Origin of the sequence: Leptolyngbya subtilissima AS-A7, from assembly GCF_039962255.1 — a bacterium.
Taxonomy (GTDB): domain Bacteria; phylum Cyanobacteriota; class Cyanobacteriia; order Phormidesmidales; family Phormidesmidaceae; genus Nodosilinea.
In genome coordinates this window covers 813,839-837,174 of the sequence record NZ_JAMPKY010000001.1, presented here as the reverse complement: position 1 = coordinate 837,174, position 23,336 = coordinate 813,839, and the positions used below count along the sequence as shown (strand labels likewise).

Here is a 23,336-nt window from a genome sequence, read left to right as displayed (position 1 = left end):
ATCCGACTGATGTTATGCCTATCGAAATCGCCAACATTGCCCTCACCCGCATCCATCACCTCGCCACCCTAGAGCAAGCCAATTGGGTGGCCCACCATATCCCAGGTCGAGAAGGTACCGTGACTCAAGATTTGGGGCGCGCCTCGGTGCGGCTGGATGTGCGCGGCATTTGCTACGGCTCCAAAGCCCAGGATGATCTCGAACGGCTGCGGCAAGCATACAAACAGCGGCAGGCCGTAGATTTTTTAGCCGAAATTGTGGGGCAAGCCTACTTCAGCCGGGTCATCATCGAGCAATTTGAGGTGATGCAGCAGGCAGCAGCACCCGGAGAATACAGCTATCGGCTGATTGTGGCAGAGGCGGTGCCCACACAAGCCAAGTCGAGTCCGGCGGCGGTGCAGCCCAAAATCAAAGTTAAAGCCGCCAGTTTCATGAAGGCAACCCTCTTACCCGATGCCCTAAAGATGGGAACCCTGCCCGAAATTTCTAACCCTATTGAGCCAATTCGCAAATCCATTCGTCCCATCCAAGACGCGACCCAAAGTATTCATGCCGATACCAAAGGGTTACGAGAAATTCTAGGGATTTAGCTTACTGACGCTAAGTGCAGCATTTTTTAGAAACCTCTCTGAATTCGCCCCATTCTCCTAAACAACCATGACCCTCACCGCCATTATTGACCAGCTACAAAGCCTAGAACTAGATGCAAAAAGCACTTTTGCAGACGATCCTTTCACCTCAGCTAGAGCTTTATTGAGCCAAAATAAGCCAGAGCCAGTCAATGCCAGCTTAGGATCTGATTTGATTGCGGATTTGGAGGGCGACAGCTATGCGATAGAGGATATTCCCCAACCTTCAATCGGGGCGACAGAACTGGAAACTCAAGTGACAGGGCAACTAGAGGGGCTACATCAGATTAATATTGATTCCTTAGCCGCAGCCATTCCTCAAAATCCAGGAGCAGATGCCTTCAGCGCTCAAGAGCTGACAGGAATTCAAAATTCGATGGGAGGCTTAACAGCCTCCATCGTTGGCAATGCTAACTTTGGTGGCCTCAATATCCCTTCCTCAGGAACATCAATCTCTGCAGAATTCGATGCTTTTCTAAGGGGGGCCTCTGCTTTTCCATCTCGGCTGTTGAATGCCTTGATTAAAGCCTTTAGGGCCCTTCTAGAAAAATTTAAAAATCCTGATGCTTGGCTAGAAGAACTCAGCGAAACTGCCCTTACCAACGTTTTTATCGAACAGATTAAGGGGGTAGCCGCTAGTCTACCGCCGGAGGCCATGCGGCAGGGGGCAAAAGCTATCACAAACCGCAGCATTCAAGCAGAAAAACTGGCGCAGATGATCAAGGGGTTGAATCGGCAGACCGCTACCGAAGCTGACCTGGAACATCAGCGGGAGGAAGCTCGCAGGATGGAGCTAATTTTAGATGACTGCGATCGCATTCTCGTCAATGCTACCCTGCGGATTGATGGCTTCAAGGCCAAAGATTTTATTAAGCTACTCAAAAACTTACCCAACGATAAGGGGGAAAAAATTCAGGTATTAAGCCAAATCTTCAATCCTATTACCAATTTTGTGACCGGGCTAGACGAGCGCATTACAGACATTACAAATCAGCTAACAGACTTGATGGACAAGGTCAAAGCTCTGCTAGAGACGGGAATCAGCAAAGTTCAGGAGATTACCGATAAGATCGTTGGGTTTATTAAGGATAAGCTATCTGCTGCTCGGCAAGCTTTAGAAAAAATGGAGGCCTACATTAGTCAGGCGATTGGTACCATTCAAGAGTTTATTGAAAAAGCAGGAAGCCAAGTCGAGAGCATTGTTGTCAAGGCCAAGCAAGCGTTGAGCCAGATGGCGACAACCGCAGAAGCAGGAATAAGAAGCCTAGCCGAAACGGTGAAAGCGCAGACTGACAAGGTCAAACAGGCAATTGAAAAAATCAACGATGGCATTGACAAAAACTTAAATGATCAAGCCTTACAGCAAAAAATTCGTGATCTTCTCGGCAAAGTCACAATCCAGCTAGAGCGCCAAGAGGTTAAGGATGCTATTAGAGCAGCAGATAGCGGCATCGACAAAATGGCTAAGGCGTTGGAGCAAATTACGCTAAAGTCTACTTTCGATTTAGCCGTGACCAAATCCAAAACTCTAGAGAGTGATCTGCGAAAAATAAATGTGGCCAGTCTAGGAACAGCCCAAAAAACGGCGCTTGGGGTTGGTAAAAAGGTCTTGGAAAGTGTAGATGTGCCGGGGATTGTGAATCCGGAGTTGAAACAAGCCTTTGAGGAGATTCTAGCACCTGTGCTTAACATCGTGGATCAGGTGCAGCGGGAGGTTGATCAAGTCAAAGCACAAGTCACAAGCTTTGAGCCAGGAAAGCTTTTGGAGGACTTTCTACAGCCACACATTGACAGCTTCGTGAAGGAGCTGAATCAATATCGGCCTTCAGAATTGCTCAAGTCTGTCAAGGAGCTGTATGATAAAATTTTGCATAATCTCAATAAGCTTGACCCCAATCAACTGGTGGTCATGCTAGAAGGGCTGTACCAAAAAATTGTCAACATAGCCCAAGTCCTGTCTCCCGAAGGGTTGATCAAGCTGCTGGAGGAGCAGAAAACGAAAGTTCAAGATCTTTTGAATGTATTACCTGTTGACAACTTGATTGATCGCATTAAGTCAGCATTAGGCAGCGTTGAGAAACTTTTTGCTGGCCTAGGTCTAGATGAGATTATGAATTCTGATTTTTGGAATGACCTAAAGGAACTCTTTAGTCTCGATCTGGATGAACCGTTGCAAAAGCTGAAACAGATTCAAACCACAATCAACGAGCGTGTCAGCAACATTGACGAGGAAAAACTAAGGCTTGAGCTGGATGATTTAAGGAAAGCTATTAATACATTCGCAGACAATCCAAAGGCAGATTACTTGGAAGCAAAGAGCAAATTGAACACTGCGTGGGAAGCTCATAATAAGGGATTAAAGGAGCTGAAGCAAGAAAAGTTTGAAGGGCTAAATTTAGAGTTTCAGCCTGTCACAAAGACAGACTTTTACTACGAAGATGTCGTACGCCGTATAAATGTTCTATATCAGCGCTTAATCGGTGCAGATAAGACCCAAGATTTAGAGAAAACATATCATGATTGGCTAAAAAAAGTTGCTCTAACTGCCGAAGAGGATAGGATTGCTTTAACTGCCGAAGAAGATGGAGATGATTCGGCAATGAAGCGGTTGATTCCAAGTGCTTCTGATATTAACGTAATAAAAACATCTTTGAAAAGCAGCGATGAGTTAGTAGCTAAGTTTAAGAATGTGCTTCCTGATCAGCTTGAGAGTCAGTTTGTAGAGCCAATTCGCAATATTTTAACAATACTGAATGAGGTTCTAAAAAAGCCTAGAGCAATTACTGACAAGATTGAGGAAGTGCTTCAAGCTTTACGAAATGCACCGCCCAAGATTCTTCAAATTTTGGTCGGCCAAACGGAGCGGTTGAGAAATGATCTGACCAATACAATCGCAACCCTGAGTGCAGCTGTAGGTCAAGTTGTCAACAAGGTTTCCGATACCTTAAGGCTCGCATATCAACTAGTGGAGAGAACCCTGCGATCGCTTCGGCCAACCACCTTGCTGAATACCTTTAACGTCAGCGATCTAAAGTTAGAGGGGTTAACGTTTCTGTTGCAAAAGCTTAAGGCCGGCAGTCGAGATCCTATTTCTAATCTGCTGTGGAATCAACTCGATGTGAACCAGCAGTTGTTATTAAAGGCTGATCAACTGAAAGATGAGAATGAGGTTATTGTAGTAGCCCTCAACGGTCTATTAGCTAATAAAAACCTATATACAGAGGGCGGATTTCGCGATATTGAATTGCCTGACCACGGGCAGTTGTTAGCCGATAAGTTATCCACCCTTACAGAGGATCAGCGACTACGACTGAATCGTATTCTTTTAGAAACTGTCTATGGCGACGCTTTAGTGCTGAGTGCGCAGTCTATTTTCCCCTTCTTTATGGAAACCCTAAAGGGCTTTTATCCTGAGGATGTTATTCAGGAGTTGGACAAGACTCACGCCAAGATTGTAGACGTAGTTCGCGAGCTGCCTAGAAATGTGGCGGCGGCGGTACAGGATGCCTACGATGCCTTGATGGAGAAGTTTGAGGAATTGATTGGCATCCGCATTGACCGGATTTTTCTAGAGCTCAAGAAACCCCTGTGGCGATTGCAGCGGGATTTGAACATTGGTCTAGAAGACATCAGCGGGGGCTACCGGCAGCTACTAAGTGCCGTACCCGTTTAATGCTCTTTATCTAAAGGATGGGCACGGCCCGCGACTGAAGAAATCACCTTCCAGAAATCGCCTAAATCCACCCTTTACGATCCTGTAGTTGGCTCCGTTTTATGCCCACTTTCCAGTACCAAATTACGGTGGGTAGTACCACCCTTACTCCTACTAGCGAGGCCGCCTTGGTCAGCCTGATCGCCGAGGCGGATCTGGCAGTTCCTGTTAATAGTTGTCGCCTAGTGTTAGCCAACCCGCCAACTCTAACGGTAGGCGATGCTGTAGAGGTGAAGCTGGGGTATGACAGCGCCCCTCAATCGGTGTTTAAGGGCGAGATTGCTCACCTACACTGGGTTTTGGATGGGCTGGAAGTGGAGGCCGTTAGCCAGTTGCGGCGGCTGACCACTACCTACCTCAATTTGCTGTTTGAAAAGTCTACCGCCAAGGCGATCGCGACGGATGTGGCTAAGCGCTGTCGAGTATCGATGGGCAAAGCCGAGGCGGGAATTCAGTTTCCGGCCTATGCTCTGGGTGATCAGACCTCGGCCTATGGCCATCTGCACCACCTGGCGGAGCAGTGCGGCTTCGACATCTATGGCGATTGCGCCGACAAGCTGGTATTTGCCCCCTACAAGCCCAGCCAGACCCATGATTTTTCCTACGGGGTGAACATTTTGGCCTATAGCTGGAGCGAGCGACCAAGCCCGCTAACCGGAGTGGAGGTGTATGGCGAAAGTCCAGCCAGCCAGGGCCAGGGTGACCAAGCCTATAGCTGGTTATCCAAAAAGGAGGTGAAGGGCAGCAGCGGCAAACGCAGCGGCACCACGCTGCATCGGGTGGAGCCAACGGCCCGCACCCAAGCGATCGCAGGCAACATCGCCACCGCCCTGCTGAAGGCCCATCAGGTACAGCGACAGGGCTGGGTCAAGGGTTTGGGCAATCCGGCGGTGGGGTTGGGCGATCGCCTTTCCCTGGCCAAGCTGCCCATTGCCGCCCACAGCGGTCGCTACAAAATTACTGGGGTGCGCCACTGCCTCAGCCAGCGGCGAGGATTTTGCACCACTCTACAATGGCAGGAGGAACCCTGATGGACTCTATCGTCGGCGTTATGAAAAAGGTGGCGGAGCAGGAGATGCGCCGCATTTACACCACCGAGTTGGGCATTGTCACCGCCATTTTTCCCCATGAGTCGGAAAACGACAAAAACAATTACCAATGCTCAGTGAAACTGAAAAACAAAAAGCAGCCCAACGGCAAAGACTTTGAACTGCGGCAGGTGCCCGTGGCCACCCCCCACCTCGGCCAAGCCAACATTCCCAACGTTGATGACCTGGTGCTGATCACCTTTGTCGGTGGCGACCTGAATGCACCAATCATCATTGGTCGACTCTACAACGACCAAGATCAGCCGCCTCTGAGCAAGGATAAAGAGTTTGTGCTGCAACACAGCCTCAAGGCCGGAAGCTGCCTCAAAATTGACGCCGAAGGCACCCTAACCCTGACCAGCAAAGACAAAAAAACTATCCTTACTGTCACCGACAAAACCGTGGAGGCCACCAACGAGAAGTGCACCCTTACCCTAAAGGACGGAGACATCACCGCTAAAAATCAGCAGTGCGAAGTCGCCCTAAAGGGGGGCAACATCACCATCAGCAACGGCACCTGCAAATTCACCATCGAAGGGGGCGGCATCACCCTGGATGCGGCCAGCGGCAACGTCACCATTAAGAGCATGGGCAGCATCAAACTTGGCGATGCCACCACAGGCGGGGTGCAGTTGGGGGGGCGGGCACCGGGCAACGCCGTCGCCGACAACGACGACATCATTCTGTCTAGCCACACCCATGTGGGCAACCTGGGTGCCCCCTGCCCGGTGATGGTGCCGATGGAAAAAATCAACTCGATTCAGGCCAAAGCACGTAATACCAAGGTGGGATAGACCAATGGTGAGAATCAAAGGAGCCAACAGCGACTACACCTACATGGGTACCCCCGCTGAAGCGCCCATTCGCGAAAACAAGCGGGCCAGTCCGCTGTATCTAGAAATTTTTCTGTGCCCCAACGATATGCCTAGCTCAGTGGAAGCGCCCCACAACGGTCACTGGTGCCAGGGCACCGATGGCGATTGCCCCGCTGAAGAGCACCGCCAAACTGGCCACGCCAAAATTCGCCTGGATCAGCACACCGGTATCACCCTATCGGCCAAGAATACTCCCGCCCTAAGAGTGTCCGATCAACGCATTACCGCTGCGATCGCCATTGACGACCAGCCTGAAGTCATCCACCTTGCCATCACCCCTGAGGGCATTCACCTGCAAACTCCAGAGGGAGCTAGCATCCAGCTCAACAGCAGCGCCATCACCCTTACCCCCGGCCCCAGCAGTCACGTCACGATCAACGGCAGCCTCACTGTCAATGGCGACATCTCCCTCTCCGGCCACCTCCATCCGTTCCCAACCCCTGTCCCTCTACCTTCCCCACCTACCCATGCCCAGCGATCTCCAGCTCACCCATCAGCGTCAACCCCCGCTCGACAACGTCAACCGAGCCACCCGCGATGCCGTTGATCTCGCCGTCAATCCGCGCAGTTTGTTCAACACGGTCAGCGATCGCGCCAATTTGGTGCAGGCCATTCTCAATCGGCTGCACACCCACCAGGGCACCCTGGCGGAGCTGGGCCACCCCGACTATGGTTCGCGGCTCCATGAGCTGGTAGGAGAACTGAACAACGATCGCACCCGACGGTTGGCAGAACTCTATATTCGCCAGTGCCTTGCCCAGGAGGGGCGCATTGCCCAAGTGCTAGAAGTTGTCTTTGTCACCTCTCAGCTCGATCGCGAGGGCCGCAGTACCCTTGTCGCCCAGGTGAGTCTGCGCCCGGTGGACGATCTGGCGGCGCTCGTCCTAGATCTAACCCTGACCCTGTGAGGCCCCATGAGCTTTGCCCCCAAGCCCTTCGAGGCTATCTATGATGAGTTGGTAAAGTCTACCCAAACTCGCCTCCGGGCAGAGGGTGTCGATCTAACCGTGGGCAGCGTCGTTCGTACCCTTTACGAATCCTTTGCCTACGAAATGGCGCTGCTCTACGAGCAGATGGATCAGGTCTACCATTCCGCCTTTATTGATACGGCCAGTGGCCTACAGCTGGAGATGGTGGCGGCGATTTTGGGTATTCGGCGGGGCCTGCCTGACTATGCCGAGGGTGTCGTCACCTTTATGCGAGATGTCGGCCAAGAGGATATCGAGATCCCCATCAGTACGTTGGTGACAACGGAGGACAGCGATCGCACCCCCCGCATATCCTACGCAACCATCGAAACCAAGCTATTCCCTGCTACCGACACCGAAATCACTGTGAAAGTGCAGGCAGTGGAGCGGGGGGAAGACCAGGTGGTGGCGGCCAATAGCATCACGGTGATGCCCCTACCCGTGGCGGGGGTAAAAGCCGTTCGCAACGATGAAGCCACCCAGTTTTTGGGCAAGCGCCTGGAAACCGATAACGAATTGCGCCAGCGAGCCAAAAGCGCCCTCCTGGCCTCCGGCAAAGCTTCCCTCACGGCTATTGAAACGGCCCTGCTGAGTATGCCAGGAGTGCGCGAGGTGAAGGTGGTGGAGCCGGGAGCCGTGGAGACGAGCCCTCGTAGATCTATTGGCCCTGGTCAAAATGCGACGGCGACTGAAGAGACAAGACAAACCTACGGCGTGCTGGATATCTACATCGACGATCGCGATCTGGAAACTATGCCCCCCCACGGCTGGCTGCCCCAGCCCCTGTTGCCCAACAATTCGACCTCCACCAGCGTCCCTGGCCAGCGTGTAGAACCTCCGCCCTCAACCCTTGATCCCGCAGAGTGGCAACGCCAACTGAGTCGGGTCGCCACGTTGCGACAGAAGGTCGATGAGGTGCGGGCGGCGGGGGTGTATGTGCGGCTGCACGGTGCGGAACTGGCGAGGCTAGACGGCACGGTGCTGGTTGAAGTGGAGGCCACGGCTGATCCAGAGACCGTGACGGCGGCGGTTAAAACGGCGATCGCTACCCACCTGGCTTGGTTGCCCCTGGGCAAACCGCTGCTGTTTCCGCCCCTTGTGCAGGCTATGCTCGCGGTGCCGGGAGTGGCCAATATGGAAGAGTTTGCCCTGGTGCCCCACTGGCCCAATCAACCCCAAGACCCCAATCAGCCCCAAGACCCCGTGTTGAGCAGTGCCAAGCGCCTTGATCCCAGCACTCAGGGGTTATTAGCCAGCAAGTTTCGCCTGAACGACTTCCGAGTGATGAGCCAGCCCCAGGATACTCCTGTGCGGGTAGCATTCTGGGTTGAGTTATCAACCCCAGAGGCAGAACCCACGACAACCCCAGAAGGAGAGCAGACGACAACCCCAGAAGGAGAACCCGCGACAACCTCAGAGGTAGAAGAGGCGGTACTCAAAGCCCTCAAGACCTGGTTCCAAGCTACCCTTCAACCCGGAACGCCGCTGGTAAAGGCCGCTCTCCTTGCCGAGCTACCTGCTTCGGTCAGACCACTTCTCCATAACCTGAGCCTCACCCCCCAAAATCTGTCGCCCCTGGTGCGACAGAATGAGACAGCTCTAATCCCCGGCTTTGCGGAGCGCTTTGTGCTGGCGGAACCGCTGGCGATCTATGACCGAAATCTGGGTCTAGTAGGAGCCTTGCGGGTGACGTTGCCAAAGCCACTCACCTCCGACGAGCGGGAGCGGAAATGGGATGAGATACGAGCACATCTGCAACAATTTCTTGATCGTTTGCCTCCTCGACAGAATCTTTCCCTAAACAAACTGCAAGAAGTTGCCAACGAATTTCTACCTCTGACAGAACTCAAAGTCCAGGACTTTCAGGTGGCGGATCGGCTGGACGCTGAGAATCGGGCTATACGGGTGGAACCTTATGAACGGCTACAGATTTCCCATCTGCTGATTAGCGATCGCACCGAAGCTATCACTGTCACCATTACGGCCCTCGCACTCAACACTCGATGGCTAGCCGATAACATTCCCTCGCCGCCAACGGTAGTGCGGATTCGATCTAATCCCCAGGAGCCTGCTACTCCAGAGGTATCCACCGGTTCACTCAATGCCACAGATAGCGCAGGGAATGACGAGAATGCGGCTCCAGTGAGTGATCGGGACACCCTAACCGCTGCTTTAAAGGCCACCCTGAGAAACGCTGTAACCACCTTCCCGGCCCAGCCCCCTGGTCAGGATCTAGACCTGGCAATCCTGCACCAACACCTGGAAGCCACCCCCGATCGCAGCGGTCAGTTTCGGAACCTGGAATTCACCATTACAGGGCTAACGGTTATAGCCACCAGCCTTGATGGGCGATCGCAAACGGCGGAGTTTGTTGTCCCCCAATCCGCCACCAACCGCACCCATCTGCCCACTATCCATGTCCGTTCCCTAGAACAATTGTCTACTATTACCCTTCAGCCCAGCCCCGACCCCATCACCATCACTCCACTCACCGCCTAACCCATGCCCCCTAACGGTAAAACCCTCAGCCTGCTCAGCCGTCTCCCCGACTTCTACGCCACCGGAGAAGGGAGCGCGCTGCATACTCTGGCGGCGGCCCTAGGAGATGCCCTGGAGGGAGCCGAGACGGATCTGATTCGGGTGCTGCGATCGCGCTTTGTCGATACGGCGAGCAACAGTAGCACGCACAGCCCCAACTCAGCGCATCAGGGTGATCTAGATCGGCTGTTTGCCCTATACCTAGAGCGGCTGGGTGGCACTTCCCAACTGGTGCAGGTGAACAATCAGTTTCAACCCAGGGATTTGTTAGAACTGGAAACGTTGGTGACAGCGATTGTTCGGCCCCAAACCGCCCTGGGTTATGACCTACAAGCCGTAGGGCGCACTCAGTCCCCTGACCACTTTACCCAGCTAGCCCGCTACGACGTTGACCCAGCCCATCGCCGCGACCTAGTACACATCACCCCGGCAACCTGGCTCCAGCCCGCCAATCTACTAACCCGACTGTTGATTGGTCGCGATCCGCTGCTGCAATACCTGCAAAGCCGCCTCTCAGACGCTACCCAAGTCGCCCTCAACCGCTATACCGGAACCAACGAGGTGCCCACCGATCTACTGGAGGCCTTCACCGCCGACCTAAACCGCCTGCTGTCGGAGCGTGCCTTTACCCAAGCCATGTACCACCGACTCGACTATCTGCGCCTAGGGCAAGCCCTGCAATCGGCCTGGTTCACGGCCCGCGATCGCCTCACCCAAGACCCAGCTTTCTCCTTTACCACCGATGACCTGCCCCAAGCCCTCGCCCGCTACCTGCGCAAAAAACTGCCCCTGCCTCTGCAAAAGCAAATTTTTTGGCAACAGCTAGAGGATGGTTTCTCCCCTAACGAACTGTCCGATCTGGTAACTCGGCTACAGCCCGACCTCAGCAGCAGTTTGCCCCATGCTGCGGTTTGGCAACCCCTGCTGGATGTTGCCCAAAACCAGGCCACCGTGACCCCTGCCCCCGACAATATGCGTCTGTCTCTGGTAGTGGTGACGGCGTTGCTTCAAGCTGCCACCCAGGCCATGCTAATCCATGTCGTCGGCCCAGATGGGCAGTTCCCCACCCTGCAGGCCGATGCCCTAGCCCAACTGGCCCGTTATGCCCCTGCGACTCCTAGCGATCGCATTCGCCACAATCGTCTATGCCTAGAGGCTAGCTATCCCAGCGAAATCTCCTGTAGCGGCATTCCCACCGAAGCGTCAGTGCGTGAAACGCTAACAACTTTTCTAAATCAGGTTATTTTGCCTGATGCTGAGCTTTATCCACGTAACAAAAACTTTTTTAAGCTCCTCCTCCTCGATCTGGAAACCCAGGACTTAATCCAAGCCAGCGAAGCCAAACCACCTCTAGACGCTCGTCTCCAACGACGGCTGAATCGGCTGCTGCTGGAATCTGCTTTTCCTACGGCCTTACAAAAAAGCTATGTGCCCTATCGGGAACGGCTGCGGGATCTGATTCAGGTACTAATGCGCGGAGCCTCGACCCAGCAAGGCATTTTAGACATTGTGGCCGCCAATCTGGGCATCTTTGCCGACAGCGAGGCTGCTCTGGAAGCCCGCAAAGCTATCACCATCCAGGAGTACCAGCCCACCCTCGAGTCTAAACAAGTCATTGCCTTCACCCCTTTGGTTAAGGATGTGCCAGACTTGTCGAGGTCTGGGGCATCGTTGCCAAATCGGTTTACCCTAAGCAACCTAAACGTTGAGCCAACGGCAATTACCCTTCACCTGGAACTCACGGACCAGCGCCCTATCCGCGAGACTTCCCTGGCCCCCCTCAGCCAGTTGACCCTGGTAAATGCCGCTACCGACCAGCCCTACTTCACCTATGGTCATGGGCTGCGAGTTGGAGATAGGCTGCTGCTGTTAACCAATGGTCGCCTCTTTCGTAACGGAATCAGCATGAGTTCGCTCCCGGCCTTGGTGCTACCTGTGGGCGAATCGCAATGGTACATCACGGCCCGTATAGGAGCATGGCCCGGTCGGCTAGATGGGGGGCAGTTTGACTCCTCCCGATTTGAGCAAGAGGAAAGCACAGTCGAAACCCTGACTGCCGAGCAGGGCAGCAACTACGGGTTCACCATTGGCTACGATCAGGTCAAACTGACTCCTGGATTTTTCCAGGTTAATGTGCCTTGGGATATTCCGGGCTTTACCGATCGCTTCGACGACAATACTGACCATCCTAGGCGTCAGATTCCTAGCATCATCAACCGGGTACGGGCAGCTGGCACCCACTTTGCGATCGCGTACACCAAAACCTTTCGAGAGAATCACGCTGTTCAAACCCAGCTTTCCCTCCTTGGCCACAAGATCCTAAAAGAATCTCATGCCCTTAATACCCGGCCCAGCCCCGCTTTTATCACAAGCTTTCAAGAGCACCATGGGCTGCAAAATTGGCTTACCCTGGCCCCTACCTTTCTAGAGCACAACAATGTTCGGTCTTGGTTAACGGTTATTCCTGCTGACCGCACTTCCCATCCGTTGTTTGACCAATTAACAATCCAATCGCGCGATCGCCCTCCCCACTTTGTTGAGGAACAATCTATGGGCGAAACCTTGAAAACTGAGGTTGATCAATCCCCAACCACTTTAGAACACGCCATGAATGACCGCCTTCTATTCTCTGGTATGTTTGACTACACAGAATTCGATTCTGGTAATACCTTTGCCTAGTTTGCCTACTGCTATTTAGGAGATTCCTATGTTCTCAGAAGATGGTTTAGCGATGAAAGGACGACTACATATCCAACAGTTTGATCGCTATGGACGGCTGACAGAAGGAATCGCGGCGGATAATGCGATCGTTTTTAGCGGGCGGCAGTTAGTAGCCCAAATGTTCCACGACAAAAACACAGAGCGGATCAGCTATCTGGCTATAGGCACCGGAAGTAAGCCCGTTCACCCCGACCAAGACACTACATTAGAAACCGAAGTCTTCCGCAAAAAATTAAAGGATTTTGACATCAACCAAGACCTTACAGAAGTTGAGATTGAGGACCCTACAGGCGAGAAGAAACGCCGCAGCTGCATTCGACTAAGCGCTGACCTAGATTTTCAAGAGCCAGATCCAAAGAAAAACAGTGATCAGCCCTATGTTTTACAAGAGGCTGGTCTCTTTACTAAACCTGGCGAAAACATAGGAGTTATGTATAACCGAGTTGTGTTTCCGCCTATCAGCAAAACACCAGATTTCAAACTCACTCTAGTTTGGGAAATCATTTTTTAGGTTAAAGCAAGCATTAATAACCCAGAACAAAGAACAAGCAAAGCGAAGCCAACGAAAACCTGTGCCTCAACGCAATTAGCCCTTCTGGAGCCTAACCTATGACCGAGACAAACGGCAATTCTCCCTTCACTCATACCGACAAAAAACCTGGTGATATCATTCGGTCTGAAGACTGGAACAATGCCATGAATGAGGTTCTTCGGCTCGATACAGATAAGGTAAACCGCAAGGGAACAGATAAGATTCAGGGTCCTCTCACCATCGAAGCCGCCCTCACCATTAACGATAAGGTTGGCATTGGTACCGCCCCTGGCACCGAGCAGCTAAAAGTACAAGGAGCCGTCACGATCGCAGGTAATCTCTCCGTTACAGGTGACAACAAACTGGGAATTGGCACAACAACTCCAACAGAAAAATTGGAGATTCAGATAACAGGAGGAGATGACCAAAAAACTAATTTCCTCTCACTTTTTAATAACGGGACTGGTGCAACACAGGAGAGCCGTATTGTTTGGAAAAACGGGCCCGCAGATAATAGTAAGCTTGCCGCTGCGATCGCTTCTCGCCCAGGTGGTAGCTACAACGCCGGCGACTTGCGGTTCCAAACCGCCATAAGCGGCAGTTTGGAAAATCGTATGATTATTACCTCTGACGGTAATGTAGGGATTGGCACGGCAACTCCAACTGACAAGCTATCTGTAAATGGAAATACTCAGATCGCAGGCTTCCTTTCTACCACAGGTACCGACGGTAATCTGACCGTTGCAGGTACTAGCACGTTGAATGGAAATACGGCGATCGCAGGCTCTCTTTCTATCGGAGTGCAGGACTATACCATCGAAGTAACTGGTTCATCAAATGCTGCTTCTGCAAATAACAAAACTTCTTTAAAAGTTAAAAATATTTCCATCCACCAGCTAGCTAATGGAGACGGTATTAATACCGTTATTTTAAAGCCGGATGGAAGTGTTAGAACGGGGGAGCTTTCCCACAATGTTTGGTCAAGCCAAACATTGTGGGAAACTTGGGCAAATTTGGTAGGCAACGCTTCTGATGGGGATGTGGTGGTAGTTGCCAGTAGTGGTGGAGTGAAACCTGTTCTTCAAACAAGCTCAAGAGCTAAAGAATTGCTTGCGTTCATTGGTGCAAGTAATCCATTAGGTAATGAGTTTATTGGTAGCGTTTCATATGCATTGGCATTTGTGAAAGGCAAAAAAGATAGTGCACGAGAATTGTTTAAAGCTTTTGATAAAGGCGATGCAGTACTCACAACAAGCTACTGGGCGCTATCTTCAGCTTTAGATGTAATTGGAAATGCTGCGATCGCAGGCAAGATTACAGCAACAGCTTTTGAAGGTGTCGGAGCAATAGTGAAAGGAATGATAGTTATGTGGGGTGGTAATGCTAACAATGTTCCTACAGGTTGGGCGCTTTGCAATGGCGACAGTGGAACGCCTAATTTGAGTGGCAAGTTTATTCTGGGCAATTCTGCAAGTTATACAGTAGGGACAACAGGTGGAAACATAGGAGTAACGCTAGCAACTAGCAACATACCATCTCATACCCATGAGATAACAGTTAACTCAGCTGGAGAACATTCTCATAAATATGAAAAACCATTGTTTACACCACAAGGAGTTAGTGGCAGTACTCAACGCCCTCAATTCTTTAGTGACTGGACAACCCCACCTCCAGACACGCACACTGCTGGGACGCACACACATACCGCTAGTGCGACCACTGTGGGAAGCACCTCTCCTACAGCCATTGATATTATGCCTCCTTTTTACGTTTTAGCTTACATTCAGTACGTGGGAGTATAGCCCTAACACTTTTTCATTGAGACAACGTTACGTTAATACTTAATGAAAGAAATAGATTCATGTTTAAGTGGCTCAATATTAAGCTTTGGTTTATACTTCTAAAAATAGTTAATTAGCATGCAGGAAAAGATCCGACAACGTCTCCAATCTCTCAAGACTGAGTACGAAGCCGGACAAAGAATGCTGGCAGGACTCGAAGCCAAGCAGGCTAACCTGCGCGATACCTTGCTGCGAATTAGTGGTGCCATTCAGGTTCTAGAAGAACTAGCCAATGCTGAGGATAGCCCCTCGGTCATCCCGGCTGAGGCGAAGCCTGTTCAGACCGTCGTTGAAGCTGATCGATCCTGATGTTATGACCTGTTGATGCTGTGATCAATCCACTGATCGACCTAATTAAAATCCAGCTACAAAATGACTTGGTAAAAGTAGTGCCCAAGGCACAGTGGCATGGCATGCCCCTAGAGCAGGTTGAAAACCTTAAAGTGCCCTGTGTGGCTATCTACGGTGGCGACATCACGTTTTTGCCCATCCACCAAAATAGGTCTCGGGATCAAGACTGCCGCGAGTTTCAGCAAGAACTTTGGATTGACCTGATGGGGAAGAGTAACGCTCAGGTGGAACAGCTCACCTCGCTGATTATGGGATTAATCAGCCTGAATCAACAGATCTGGCTGGCAGATTGTAACCAACTGCTCAGCGATAGTGCCCATCACTACAGCAGTTCCACCATCTCCACCCGCCATCGTTTTCGCCAGATTCAGATAGTGAGTGCAAGCCCTAAACATGATGGGGACAAGGTGCGATCGCGGCTTCGGTTCTGTGCGATCGGTCAGCTTGAAATGACCCAACTTGCCCCTGATCAAGCTACCCTAATAAAAACTATTATTGCAACTGGGACGATCGGACAAGTTCAAAATAGCCAAACCAAGTCTGATCAGATTACCGGGTGGAAAACAGATATTGATAGTAACGGCAATGAGGAAAGCTCCAACGATGAAAATTAGTAAAAGGAAGCTAGTGTTGTCAAAATCAGGGTCAATCTACTCTATAAAGTACAACAGTTGAATAGCCTATGAGACGAGCGAAGTAAAATCACTCGTCTCACGTCAAACTAAAAAAGAACTCAATTAATCAAGATGCCCTATAGAAGCTCACCCTCGAGGTGATATAGCCAAGCACGGGGCGTCGTTATAACGAAGTATACCCTTGGATTGAACCCAACTATTGAGTTGGGTCATGTTATCGAACTGTTGTCCCCAACTGTAAATTGTGGTGCCTTTGCGATAGATATAGTGACGTACTGTTTCACTTGTCCCTCTAGAAAGGCCTAGCACCAGTTCATTCTTGCTCAACGAATCGGCACTTAGCGGTAATCTCTTTGCGTTGGGAAACCCAATGTAATTTAGATAAGCTACAACCGCATCTGGCGGCATCGCTATGGAAAAATCGCCGAAATTTCCATCCGTAACCTTTACTGCATCGTTGATGCGCTTAATGTAATTGGTTATAGTAAAATCCTCGTAATTTGGAAAGGTTTTAGTGAAGGTCTCAATTTCATTCAGCATCTCCGTTCTACGATCAGCCTGCAACTGCCGTAAGAAAGATTTGATCTCAGCGATCATGCGGGTTTTGGTTGGTGCGGCACTCGATAACCTGTTCTGCTCCAATGTGGGCCTATTCTCGTGAAGAGCATACAGTGCGCCTGTGAACCCACACACGCCCCATTTATTGTTAAGTTCACCTATTGCATCAATGGTCATATTCTGTATTCCTTAATTAGCTTTGTGTTGGCACTTGTACTCATTGCTAGAGATGATTAAAACCACCTTTGGCATAACAAACACCGATGAAAAAGTGCAGAGCGGCCTAGCGCGGTTGCCGAATTGGGAGACAAGGTGCGATCGCAGGAGCTAGCGACTTCCCCCACGACGTAGCTTCCCTCCTAACGGCACACCGCTAATTGAGATATACGGTTGACCCGAACCATATATGCAGCTCTCAGCCTTGCATTTGAACTTTTTTTGGATGCTTTTGGTACGACAAGGCAGTGGTGCTGGAGTTGCGATCGCACCAGCACTGTATTACTGCCTTGCTTTTCGCTCATTCACCCGAACAATTTACCCGTGGCACAAAATAATCTGGCGATGCCGTAGCGTTAGCCAGCAGCGTGATCGTGCCGTCCTCAGCCCGAGTCCAACTTTGGGCTTCAACCATAAGGGCATCAGGAGCGGTCATGGCAGGCATAGGGGCATCAAAGGAGCGATCGGTATTGCTCTCACCAATAGAAATTGGGGCCAAATCTTGCCAGACGGCATCGGCGCTGAGCAGGTCAGCGGGGTTTGTAGGTAATCCCCCACGTCCAGTAACAACAAAGCTACCCGCTTGCGCTCCCTGAGCGCGACAGCCTTGGGCCAAGGCGGTGGGGGCTGTTTCAGTGGGGAGCGCTACCTCATCCTGGGCAACATCGGGGGCAAGTTCATTGATAGTGACCGTGCCGCTGTTGCCAAAACGAGAACTGGCTGTGATGTCGCTCAGCGGTGTATCGAGCACATCGGGCCGAAACGAAATGCCCAACAGATTCTGGGCTGTGATCGTGACGCTGCCGCCGTCACCCTCGAAAGCATTGGCACGAATGTCGCTATTTTCAATCGGCACAGCCACGATGAAGCCGTTGGGCAGGTTGAGGTTAATGTTGCCGCCGTTACCTCCGGCCCCGGCGGTACCAGCTTCGGTCGAAATCAGGCCGCCATTTCTCAGCAGGAGAAAATCTCGAAGATTAAAGGTCAGGTTGCCACCATCGCCCCTTTCGGAACTCGCGGTAATGCTGCTGTTGTCTAAAGTCAGAGTGTTGGCGGTGAGCGTGATATTGCCTCCTCTGTCGGAGGTTGTCGTGGCGGTCAGTCTGCCATTGTTAGCTAGACGGATAGCATTAGCAGTAATGGCAAGGTTACCGGCCTCCCCTGAGCCAAAACTGCCGACTGTGACCTCAGCGGTGTCTTGCACGGTTAGCGTGTTTGCCTTAATCGTGATGGCTCCCCCTGCTCCGCTCGCGGGTACAGACTCAACCGCCCCGGTGTTGAAGGAAACCAGGAGTTCAGTCCCTGAATTGGCAAAAATACCGCTGATGCTATCGGCGTCTTCGCTGGCAGCGCCTGAGACAAATATATTTTCGGCATCGATAGTAATGGCACCGCCTGCCCCTTCATTTAGAGTGGCGCTGGTCACTTGCCCTCCGTCTCGCAAAGTCAGATTGGGGGTGGTGATTTGGACACTGCCAGCTGGTGCATCAGTAAAGGTTCTAGATCGAACCGTGCTTGACAATAGACTCGCGCCTAGGGGTTGACTGCCAATGATATCGACCGATTCAGTGGCGGTAATGGTGACATTGCCTGCGGGGCCACCCAACGGAATGATTCCAGCCACGGTTCTAACCCCTGAGTCGGCAAACATCAAGGCTCCATCCAGCAGTGCTAGACGCCCGGTGGTGATTTGAATATCCCCTGCGGCCCCGCTACCCCCTAGGGAGATTGTGGTGATCTGGGTCGGGAAGATATAGGGCTCGACGCTGCCGCCTTGCAAGGTCACCGACTCCGTGGCGTTAATCACAAGATTGCCCGAGTCTTGATCGCTTTGGGTGCCGACTCCAATGGCACCGTTACCGGCAATGGTGAGTCGAGCTGTGTTGATATTGATATTGCCCCCGCTACCGGCGGGGATGCCGCCGGTAGCGAGTCCACTGGGGGTGCCTTCGAGGGTGAGTACGGGAATTCCGGACACTCGACTGCCCCCCAACAGCCCAGACCCCGTCAGGCTGAGCGACTCTGTTGCCGTAATGTCAATATCGCCGCCGTTACCTGTGCCAAACGACTCCGTTGAGACCAAAACGCCTTCATCGATCAGGATGTTTCGAGCATTCAGGGAAATGTCTCCGGCTCGCCCCGCGGCTACCGTTGTGGCAGCAATACCGCCAATCTCCCGATCGCTGATTTGCCTGGCGCCCAGAAAAATCTTAAACTCTACAAGTTTGTAGTTCGCGATCGCAGTCCCAACAATTTCAATATCGTTAGCCGTAACGTCAATACTGCTACCCGCTCCGCTGCCTGAGGTAGCCGCGCCGATGTAGGAGCTATCCAGTAATCGGAACTGGTCGGCGACAATTTGAACTCCACGACCATCTTGGTCTCCCAGCGTATCGGAAAGGAGGGCTGACTGGTTCGCCAAAGTAATTGCTTGTCCCTGGAGTGCGATCGCACCCCCACCCCTGCCGCTAGCATTTAGGACCGACCGATTAGACAGTTGAATATTGCCAGCCCTGCTGATCCCACCAAAGTTCACCTCAAATCCTGACCGATCAACTGTGAGGCCTAACTCACTGGCCTGTTGCCCACTGCCAATTTGCAGCCGTCCACCAGGAGCCGCTAACTGGGCTCCCGTTAAAGAGACTTCACCGCCTACTAGCGCCAGAGTTTGGTCGGCAGCAACGGATAGGTTTGCCCCGACCACCGCTATATTCCCTAGAGCATTGCTCAGGTTGAGACCGATGGGAGCGCTGATGGTCAACAGCGGCGGCACCTCAGGATTGGCAGTACTGTAGACAAATCCATTCTCAAACTGCAGCCCTTCCCCCGTGCTAGCCAAAAAAGAGCCGCCAATATCCAAACGGGCATTGGGTCCGAACACCATACCTGCCGGATTGATTAAAAACAGGTTGGCGTTACCCCCCGCCTGAATCGTACCCTGAAGATCTGACGGGGTACTGCCCGTGACGCGACTGAGGATGTTGGCGATGTTGTCAGCGTTAACAAACACCGCTGTAGTGCCAGCGGGCACCGAAAACTGCTCAAAACTGTGGAATAGGTTGCTGCCCCTGGTCGCCCCCCCAGTGATCTGATAGGTGGTGCCGTCAGAGGTAACGGTGGAGCCCTCTAATGGTAGGGTAGCGTCTGGAGTCACCTGAGCCTGCACTAGAGGGGGACTCAAAACCATTGCTAGAAGCACAAACCCTGCCCCTGTGACCAAAGGACAAATGGTGCGAATCACATCTAGTTGATAAATTCCCATCACCTCGTCCCCCTAGGTCCCTTGGGGGAGGCTTCGCCAGTACCCCTTAGTGCTATCCATATCACTCAGGCACCTCATATACCAAGGCCGCTGGCGAGAGGTCTGCTAGTCCAGCCAACTCTAGCAGAGACGTTAAGGTAGCTAGATAGTCGGCATTGTTGGGCTCGGCCACTGATAGAGTCAGCCCCATGGCCTCGTGCCAGAGCCCGGCGGCGGCATACTGCTGGGCCAACTTGAGCGGCTGAGTGGAGGGTGATGTATCCGACAGGGGCACAGCAGCGTCAGCGACCCGCCGAATGGTGCCAAAGACAGACACCGCCGCTGAGGGACGGGCCAGATCGCAGTAAATTGAGAACGTCCAGGAGTAGGTTTCCCCAGGCATCAAACCAGCCCCCTCGGAGGTCAACGGTATGGTAAGGATGCCAGATGGGGCATCGACAGAGAACTGTCGATGAAATAGATAGTTATCGTTGCTATCTTGCACCACCAGTTCTAGAGGAATGTCGGCGGTGAGAGCTTTTGGCACATGGAAGAAAAACTTGGGGTTAGGGCTATGGGTCTGGCTCCAGACGATGCCATCTACCACCGGTACCAGGGCTGTGAGGCCTTGATAGTCTGCACAGTCGCCTCGAGACGCGCCGCCCCGCTGTCGACCAGACGGTGCACCCTGGTCTGGAGGCGTGGGCATCGCTCGGGCTAGGGTGGCTAGGGGCAACCAGATGGTAGCGGCTAACCCCAATACGGCAATGGCAGATAATAGGGGCGATCGCTTTACGCCGCATCTTGCTGTCATTCTGTCACCCTCCCTAAGAAGTGTTTTCCAAGTATGGAGGACAAGGGCCAAGAATTGTCGCTTTTGTAACGTAAAGACTCTATGAAGCAAAGCTAAGGCTTAGCGTTAGGCTTTTTCTCAGCGCTCAGCAACTATGAAGTGAGTCGTCCCCCTCAAAAGCTGAGGCTAAATCTGCCAACAGCCGCCTCAAGCCAGGACCTCACATAGTTGTCCTGCCTCCTTAGAACGGCGATCTCTATTTCCATCCGCAGGTACTCGTTGGCAATAACCCTATAGCAAAAGTAGGCGAACAAAAAAAGGAGTTCACTCTAGCGTCCGGGTGACCCATGCGCTGCCATTTAGAGCTAGTAAGGTCGGCAACAGGGGTAGCCAGCCCCCCGTTAACAGGGTTACCCAAGCGATCGCGATTAACGCGATTGCTGTCACCACACAAGCCAGCGCCAGCTTGGCCGATTTCCACTGCCAGGCGAGCAAACTACCGGCGATCACCCCCAGCGCAATACACAGCGTTTCAGCCCACTGTGGCCAGACCCAGATCAGAGGCCGACCGTCCTCCACAGCGCTGATTAGTTGGCTGATCATCTGAGCCTGCATGAACACGCCCGCCGTGCGCGTCTGGCCCTGGGCACCGTAGGGGGTTGACCAGTAGTCGCCACCGCTGGGAGCAGTGATGCCGATTAAGACAATGCGATCGCGCAGCCGCTCTAGATTCACCTGACCACCCAGAAGCTCTTGAAGTGAGATCGTCACCGCAATTTGCTTTGGGGTCGACAGGGCGCGGTAATTAAGCAACAGCTGGTTGCCACCATTGTCCATGCGTTGCAGCCCGCCCGTGCGCTGGTTTAGTCGGGGGAAAACCACATTTCCAATTTGCAAATCGCCTTGGGCCGTAAACCTGGGTTGCACCCCCTCTGCTTGCAAATAGTGAATGGCGACCAATGTGGCAAAGCCGTAAGGCGAGGTGCAGGGCGAAACCGGATCTGGGGTCAGGGTCAGCAGCTGCCGCCTGACAAGGCCGTCAGGCTCTTCAATGAAATCACTGAAGCCAACCTGGGAGTTGGGCAATTCTGGGGGCGGACTGATGCCAACCGAGCCTGCGGTCACATCCCGACTTTTGCATAACCCCACCAGGTTAGGCTGCCCCAGCGCTGCCATCAACGCCGGATCACGGGCCGGAAAGTCGCGGTACAGGTCAAGGCCAATGGTCCGAGGTTCTCCCTCAGCCAAAATGGTCAGGGCTTGGTGCAGAATCTCATCGGCCACCGAACCGCGTCGGTCTGAGGAAGTTTGGGATTGGATGTCGTTTTCGTCGACCGTCACCACCACCAGGCGAGAGTCAGGAGTTTCGGTTGGGCGCAACCGCATCAAGGTGTCGTAGGTCCACAGCTCGATCGGTTGCAGAATGCCTGCCCAACGCAGGGCTAAAATCGTGACTGTGACGGCCAGGCTGCCCAGTCCCAGTCGACGCCGAGCAGGCTTTGGCTGAGGCAGCATCATCGGAGTGGGAACTTCCACGGGCTGACTCGCTAGCTGGGACCAGGTGGGGGGCACTTCTGCCGGATTTTGCACAATTACCGGCAGCCAGGCGGCACAGATTCCTAGTTCGCTTAGGCCGTGGAGCTTTTCCCGAGCTTCGCGCACAGCATTGTAGAGCGGCTGGCCGCTGGCGAACGAGGCCAAAAACCCTTTGAGGAACTGGTGCGCGATCGCATCGGGTACCGGCTCCCGCATCACAATCGTTTGGGGCAGGTGCAGGTCGGCCAGAGTCCAGGCCAGCCCTAGCCCGTCGCAGGAGTTCAAAATGGCCAGCTGCAAGCCATTCTGAATCGTGCGCCCCAGGGCGTATTTGAGCTGTTCAATGGACAGTGATTCTGTTTGGTTGACCTGTAGATAACCCTGGCCTTGACTGGTGCTGTGCCCGGCAAAAAACAGAATGTCCCAGCAGAATTCCCACAGCTGGTGTTGTAATTCGCTTAGGCTAGGCTGGGCCAAGAGTGTCACCTGGGCCTGGGGCAACTGGCTTAAAATCTGCCGATCCGTTTCTACATCGATATCGGTGTCGTTGCCCAGCACCGCCAGGATGCTGACCCCCCCGGTGGGGTTGCCTTGGGTCTGCTTGAGGGCGCGGTGATAGTCGGGCAGACTGAGGGAAAGTTCTGCTTTGGGATAGTCTTCAAACAGCTGCCACAGCCCCCATGGAAAGCGCAGCACCGATTTAGCTTGGGCGGTGAGCATCACTTGAATGGCCGCCTGAGCTGAGAGGTGGGTGCGCAGGCGGCGCTCGATGGGCGCAAAGGTGGTCGCCATTAACCACTGGTTTAGCTCGCTGTGCAGGGAAGTGCAGAGGGTTTCAAACTCGTGGTGCGAAACATTGGTGACCGTCGTCGACTCAAACTCAAACGGCGACGGAGCTCGTCGCCAGCGGCTTTGGCTACCGTAGATCGCTTCATAAAGCTGCTGCCAGCGCTGATACTGGGTGGCTAGGTGGGGGCACGGCGGCAAACTGCCCACAAACTGAATGGGGGGCAGCTCATTTTCCCAAAGCTGAGCAGTGACGCTGGCAAAGCCCGTGTGCCAATCCCCCTGGCCCAGATTGAGCAAAATGCGCTGTGCCATT

16 protein-coding genes are annotated in these 23,336 nt (G+C 52.8%); 12 read left to right on the top strand and 4 right to left on the bottom strand.

The window, feature by feature from the left end; genetic code table 11:
• Window positions 1-14: 14 nt before the first annotated feature.
• The 12 genes from NC979_RS03780 (at window position 15) to NC979_RS03725 (ending at window position 15,869) form a co-directional block, all read left to right on the top strand.
• The gene (locus tag NC979_RS03780) at window positions 15-590 is read left to right on the top strand and encodes a DNA circularization N-terminal domain-containing protein (protein WP_190523896.1); all 576 of its coding nucleotides are present in this window, start codon (window positions 15-17) and stop codon (window positions 588-590) included.
• A 67-nt stretch (window positions 591-657) separates the two neighbouring features.
• Window positions 658-4,302 carry a rhoptry family protein gene (locus NC979_RS03775; RefSeq protein WP_190523892.1) on the top strand — a complete coding sequence of 1,215 codons (3,645 nt, stop codon included), beginning with the start codon at window positions 658-660 and terminating at the stop codon, window positions 4,300-4,302.
• Between the two features lie 101 nt (window positions 4,303-4,403).
• Window positions 4,404-5,372 carry a hypothetical protein gene (locus NC979_RS03770; protein WP_190523889.1) on the top strand — a complete coding sequence of 323 codons (969 nt, stop codon included), beginning with the start codon at window positions 4,404-4,406 and terminating at the stop codon, window positions 5,370-5,372.
• Window positions 5,372-6,223, top strand: coding sequence for a phage baseplate assembly protein V (locus tag NC979_RS03765; RefSeq protein WP_190523886.1), 852 nt, complete (start codon window positions 5,372-5,374; stop codon window positions 6,221-6,223). The genes NC979_RS03770 and NC979_RS03765 overlap by 1 nt, the downstream gene beginning before the upstream one ends.
• A 4-nt stretch (window positions 6,224-6,227) precedes the next feature.
• On the top strand, window positions 6,228-6,851 hold the full coding sequence (locus NC979_RS03760; protein WP_190523883.1) for a hypothetical protein: 624 nt from the start codon (window positions 6,228-6,230) through the stop codon (window positions 6,849-6,851).
• Window positions 6,772-7,212 (top strand): GPW/gp25 family protein, encoded by a 441-nt coding sequence (locus NC979_RS03755; protein WP_190523880.1) that lies wholly within the window; start codon window positions 6,772-6,774, stop codon window positions 7,210-7,212. The genes NC979_RS03760 and NC979_RS03755 overlap by 80 nt, the downstream gene beginning before the upstream one ends.
• Before the next feature lie 6 nt (window positions 7,213-7,218).
• On the top strand, window positions 7,219-9,771 hold the full coding sequence (locus NC979_RS03750; RefSeq protein WP_190523877.1) for a baseplate J/gp47 family protein: 2,553 nt from the start codon (window positions 7,219-7,221) through the stop codon (window positions 9,769-9,771).
• Window positions 9,772-9,774: 3 nt separating this feature from the next.
• A complete protein-coding gene (locus NC979_RS03745; RefSeq protein WP_190523874.1) occupies window positions 9,775-12,489 on the top strand; it encodes a hypothetical protein in 2,715 nt (904 codons plus the stop codon).
• A gap of 28 nt (window positions 12,490-12,517) precedes the next feature.
• Window positions 12,518-13,042 carry a hypothetical protein gene (locus tag NC979_RS03740; RefSeq protein WP_190523869.1) on the top strand — a complete coding sequence of 175 codons (525 nt, stop codon included), beginning with the start codon at window positions 12,518-12,520 and terminating at the stop codon, window positions 13,040-13,042.
• 98 nt (window positions 13,043-13,140) lie between these two features.
• Window positions 13,141-14,865, top strand: coding sequence for a phage tail protein (locus NC979_RS03735; RefSeq protein WP_190523866.1), 1,725 nt, complete (start codon window positions 13,141-13,143; stop codon window positions 14,863-14,865).
• A gap of 117 nt (window positions 14,866-14,982) precedes the next feature.
• Window positions 14,983-15,213, top strand: a complete 231-nt coding sequence (locus NC979_RS03730) for a hypothetical protein (RefSeq protein WP_190523863.1) — start codon at window positions 14,983-14,985, stop codon at window positions 15,211-15,213.
• Between the two features lie 20 nt (window positions 15,214-15,233).
• Entirely contained in the window at window positions 15,234-15,869 is a 636-nt protein-coding gene (locus NC979_RS03725; protein WP_190523860.1) for a hypothetical protein, read from the top strand.
• Window positions 15,870-16,016: 147 nt separating this feature from the next.
• Here NC979_RS03725 and NC979_RS03720 read toward each other — a convergent pair whose 3' ends face one another.
• The 4 genes from NC979_RS03720 to NC979_RS03705 all read right to left on the bottom strand — a co-directional run bounded on the left by NC979_RS03720 (window position 16,017) and on the right by NC979_RS03705 (window position 23,335).
• Entirely contained in the window at window positions 16,017-16,625 is a 609-nt protein-coding gene (locus NC979_RS03720; protein WP_190523857.1) for a hypothetical protein, read from the bottom strand.
• Window positions 16,626-16,965: 340 nt separating this feature from the next.
• A complete protein-coding gene (locus NC979_RS03715) occupies window positions 16,966-19,926 on the bottom strand; it encodes a two-partner secretion domain-containing protein (RefSeq protein ID WP_190523855.1) in 2,961 nt (986 codons plus the stop codon).
• A gap of 61 nt (window positions 19,927-19,987) precedes the next feature.
• Window positions 19,988-20,719 carry a DUF928 domain-containing protein gene (locus tag NC979_RS03710; protein ID WP_190523851.1) on the bottom strand — a complete coding sequence of 244 codons (732 nt, stop codon included), beginning with the start codon at window positions 20,717-20,719 and terminating at the stop codon, window positions 19,988-19,990.
• Window positions 20,720-21,022: 303 nt separating this feature from the next.
• Window positions 21,023-23,335 (bottom strand): CHASE2 domain-containing protein, encoded by a 2,313-nt coding sequence (locus NC979_RS03705; RefSeq protein WP_190523848.1) that lies wholly within the window; start codon window positions 23,333-23,335, stop codon window positions 21,023-21,025.
• Window position 23,336: the final 1 nt, after the last annotated feature.

Coding starts and splice junctions, on each gene's coding strand:
- NC979_RS03780 (WP_190523896.1), top strand. CDS start 15: ATGCCTATCGAAATCGCCAACATTGCCCTCACCCGCATCCATCACCTC.
- NC979_RS03775 (WP_190523892.1), top strand. CDS start 658: ATGACCCTCACCGCCATTATTGACCAGCTACAAAGCCTAGAACTAGAT.
- NC979_RS03770 (WP_190523889.1), top strand. CDS start 4,404: ATGCCCACTTTCCAGTACCAAATTACGGTGGGTAGTACCACCCTTACT.
- NC979_RS03765 (WP_190523886.1), top strand. CDS start 5,372: ATGGACTCTATCGTCGGCGTTATGAAAAAGGTGGCGGAGCAGGAGATG.
- NC979_RS03760 (WP_190523883.1), top strand. CDS start 6,228: ATGGTGAGAATCAAAGGAGCCAACAGCGACTACACCTACATGGGTACC.
- NC979_RS03755 (WP_190523880.1), top strand. CDS start 6,772: ATGCCCAGCGATCTCCAGCTCACCCATCAGCGTCAACCCCCGCTCGAC.
- NC979_RS03750 (WP_190523877.1), top strand. CDS start 7,219: ATGAGCTTTGCCCCCAAGCCCTTCGAGGCTATCTATGATGAGTTGGTA.
- NC979_RS03745 (WP_190523874.1), top strand. CDS start 9,775: ATGCCCCCTAACGGTAAAACCCTCAGCCTGCTCAGCCGTCTCCCCGAC.
- NC979_RS03740 (WP_190523869.1), top strand. CDS start 12,518: ATGTTCTCAGAAGATGGTTTAGCGATGAAAGGACGACTACATATCCAA.
- NC979_RS03735 (WP_190523866.1), top strand. CDS start 13,141: ATGACCGAGACAAACGGCAATTCTCCCTTCACTCATACCGACAAAAAA.
- NC979_RS03730 (WP_190523863.1), top strand. CDS start 14,983: ATGCAGGAAAAGATCCGACAACGTCTCCAATCTCTCAAGACTGAGTAC.
- NC979_RS03720 (WP_190523857.1), bottom strand. CDS start 16,625: ATGACCATTGATGCAATAGGTGAACTTAACAATAAATGGGGCGTGTGT.
- NC979_RS03715 (WP_190523855.1), bottom strand. CDS start 19,926: ATGGGAATTTATCAACTAGATGTGATTCGCACCATTTGTCCTTTGGTC.
- NC979_RS03710 (WP_190523851.1), bottom strand. CDS start 20,719: ATGACAGCAAGATGCGGCGTAAAGCGATCGCCCCTATTATCTGCCATT.
- NC979_RS03705 (WP_190523848.1), bottom strand. CDS start 23,335: ATGGCACAGCGCATTTTGCTCAATCTGGGCCAGGGGGATTGGCACACG.